Source organism: Streptomyces oryzae (assembly GCF_017676365.1).
In the GTDB taxonomy this organism is placed as follows: Bacteria; Actinomycetota; Actinomycetes; order Streptomycetales; family Streptomycetaceae; genus Streptomyces; species Streptomyces oryzae.
In genome coordinates this window covers 1-2,887 of record NZ_JADKMA010000361.1, presented here as the reverse complement: position 1 = coordinate 2,887, position 2,887 = coordinate 1, and the positions used below count along the sequence as shown (strand labels likewise).

General features: G+C 73.2%; 1 protein-coding gene. It reads left to right on the top strand.

Features of this window, described 5'->3' with window-relative positions:
* On the top strand, window positions 1-2,781 hold a 2,781-nt coding region (locus ITI46_RS34010; RefSeq protein ID WP_209243845.1), incomplete at its 5' end, for an ATP-binding protein.
* Window positions 2,782-2,887 lie beyond the last annotated feature (106 nt).

Sequence of the window (2,887 nt, the reverse complement as noted above, 5' to 3'; positions counted from 1 at the left end):
CCACCACCCCCATCCGCCGCATCCCCCGAAACCCCCGCGCCGCCGCGTGCCGACCAGGGCGCGCGGCCCTCGCCCGGCAACCTCCGCGCGCGGCTGACCAGCTTCGTCGGGCGGGAGGCTGACATCGCCGCCATCGGCGCCGACCTCGCCGACTCGCGGCTGGTCACCCTGATCGGGCCGGGCGGCTCGGGCAAGACCCGGCTGGCCGAGCAGGTCGCCGCGGTGTCGGCCGCCGCGGACCCTGTGCCGTATCCCGACGGCACCTGGCTGGTGGAGCTGGCGCCGCTCGACCATCCCGCCGCGGTTCCGGGTGCTGTGCTCAGCGCCCTCGGCCGCCGGGTGACCTCGCTGTCCACGGCAGCCACCGAAGGTGCCCGTTCGCTGGGCGGCGAGGCGGACCCGACATCGCTGCTGGTCGAACACCTGGAGCAGCGCGCTCTGTTGCTGGTGCTCGACAACTGCGAGCACGTCGTCCACGCCGCCGCCACCCTCGCCGAGACGCTGCTGGCGCACTGTCCCGGACTCACCGTGCTGGCCACCAGCCGCGAACGGCTCGGCATACCGGGCGAGACGGTACGCCCGGTCGAGCCGCTGCCGCCCGCGCCCGCACACCGCCTGTTCGCGGACCGCGCCGCCGCGGCCCGCCCCGGGTTCCGTGCGAGTGAGGACCCGGAGGCCGTCGCCGAGATCTGCCGCCGCCTCGACGGGCTGCCCCTCGCGATCGAGCTGGCGGCAGCGCGGCTGCGGTCGCTCACCCCGCGCCAGATCGCCGACCGGCTCGACGACCGCTTCCGCCTGCTGACCAGCGGCAGCCGCACCGTACTGCCACGCCAGCAGACGCTGCGCGCCGTCGTGGACTGGTCCTGGGATCTGCTGGACGAACGCGAACGCACGGTCGTACGCCGACTCTCCGTCTTCGCGGGCGGCTGCACCCTCTCCGCCGCCGAACACGTGTGCGCGGACGGGCCGCCGGGGGACCGGGGATCGTCCGAGGACGGCGGGGCGCCCGAGACCGCGGAGCCACCATCCGCACCGGACACCCACCCGGACCGGCTCCACCCCGACGACGTACTCGACCTGCTCTGCGCGCTGGTGGACAAGTCCATCCTCGTCGCCGACCAGCCACCCGCCCTCACCGGCACCGGCGTGCGCTACCGGATGCTGGAGACGATCCACGACTACGCCCGCGAGCGTGCCGCCGAACACCCGGAGGACCTCGAGGCGGCCGAGGCCCGGCACACCGCCCAGATCCTCCGCTTCGCCAGCGCGGCCGAACCCCGCCTCCGCTCAGCCGAACAGCTCTCCTGGCTGCCGAAGGTCGAGGCGGACCTGGACAACATCCGCGCCGCCCTGCACCGCTCGCTGCGGAACGGGGAACGGGACACGGTCGTCTCGCTCGTCCGCGCGGCAGGCTGGTTCTGGTGGCTGCGCAACTACCGCGACGAGGGCGCCCACTGGGTCGAGGCCGTCCTGTCGATGCTTCCCGCCACCGTTGAGGAGCGCGACGCGGACGAGGAGCTGCTTTTCCGGGAGTTCCAGCTGCTGGACTACTTCCTGCTCGCCGAGCACTACACCCAGGAGCTCCTCACCGACCCGTACCACCAGGCCGTCGCCAAGGAACTGGTCACCGCCTTCCGCGAACCCGGCCCGGCCGCCGCCCGCTTCCCCGGCATGCTCTGGCCGTTCACCGGCTATCTGGTGGAGGGCAGCAAGGGTGTGGCGGCCCTCATGGACCTGTCCATCGCCAACTGCCGCCGCTATGCCGGTCCGTGGGAGCTGGCCGTGGCGCTGCTCTTCCGCGCCCATGTGCGCATGGACCTTCCCGGCGGAGTGTCCGCCACCAAGGACAGCCTTCCGGAGATCAGCTCCCTCGCCGAGAGCACCGGCGACCGCTGGCTGCTGAGCCAGCTGTGCGGGCTGCGCGCGGAAGTGGCCCTCCAGGAGGGCCACTACGACGACGCCCGCGCCGAGTGCGAGACCGCCCTGCGCTATGCGCAGCAGCTCGGCGCCTTCACCGAGATGCCGCTGCTGCTCGCCCGTATCGCCGACATCTGGTTCCGCAGGGGCGACACGGAACAGGCCGACCTGCTCGCCCGCCAGGCCATCGAGGACGCGGAACGCCTCGGTATCCGGGACGCACTGACCATCGCGGTCTTCGTCCGCGCGGTCGCGGCGACCGAGGCTGGCGACATCCCGTGGGCCCGCGAACTCCACACCCAGAGCCTGAAGAACGCCTCGATCGGTACGCCGCCCGCGATGTTCGACGTCATGATGCGCGTGCTGGACGCCCGCATCACCGCCTCCGAGGGACCCGAACTCCTCCCGGAGGCCATCCGCAAGATCTGCGCCGCCCTCCGCGCCGGGCTGGAGGTCGGCATCCCGGAGACCCTCGTCGGCCATACCCTGCTCACCGCGGGCTACATCCTGCACCTGGCCGGCCACCACCAGCTGGCCGTCCAGTTCGCCGACTCGGCCCAGCGGCTGCGCGGCGAGCTGCCCGCGAGCGTCCCCGAACTCCGCCTCGACGGCACCATCCGCGCCTACTGCGCCGGTGCGGCGGACGGCGGCATGGAGGCCGGTACGGACCGCGTCACCGGCGACCGCGCGGACAACGGTGCGGACAACAGCGCAGACAACAGTGCAGACAACAGTGCTGGCTACGGCCCCGACAGCCGCACACCGCTCACCGCGCCGGAGGCCGTCGAGCGGCTGGACGCGCTGTGCGACCGGCTGGCCATCGGCAGCTCCAGGGACGCCGCCCCACCCGCCGTCGAGGGGTGACGCGCCACCACCAGCCGTATCTCGCGACCGCCGGTGCGCGAGCTGAGCGTCACGGAGTCCCGGGTGACGTGGATGAGATGACGCCCGGCCGACGGAGGCAGGGACG